Source organism: Bacillus cereus group sp. BfR-BA-01492 (assembly GCF_022662815.1).
Lineage (GTDB): Bacteria > Bacillota > Bacilli > Bacillales > Bacillaceae_G > Bacillus_A > Bacillus_A cereus_BD.
Genome location: NZ_JAKUEH010000056.1, coordinates 1 through 452 on the forward strand (window position 1 = coordinate 1; position 452 = coordinate 452).

Sequence of the window (452 nt, forward strand, 5' to 3'; positions counted from 1 at the left end):
TTTATGATTCTCCAGGGAAGTTATTAGGAGGCGGAGAAATCCATGTAGTTGTAGAGAATCTAGAACAAGCTGTAAGAGATATGAAGAGAAACGCACAAGAATTTCAAGATAGGGTACCGAGATTAATTTCAAACATGATGGCGTTATTAGAAACAACTGAAAGTAGACGATTAGAAGCCAAGATTAACGATATACGAGCTCATGTAGAACATCTGAGTTTTTGGTACATACGCACAGCAACGGAAATTTCAGATTTTATTGAGAAAAAAGCTGATGATTATAAGAAAGCAGATGGACAATAATAGGGAGAGAGTAATATGCCGCGAATTTATTTAAACGAGGAAGCATTAAAGCAAGCGTTACAACAATTTGACTATATGATTCAAGATTTAAACGATAATAAAAGAGTCATAAGCACTGTACATGATTTACTTCTATCAAGTTGGTCGCAA

The 452-nt window shown here is 35.0% G+C and carries 1 pseudogene; it reads left to right on the forward strand.

Annotation, left to right across the window (positions count from 1 at the left end):
* Positions 1 to 302, forward strand: a pseudogene (locus tag MR063_RS21555) (lipase family protein); the annotation flags it as partial.
* Between the last annotated feature and the right edge of the window lie 150 nt (positions 303 to 452).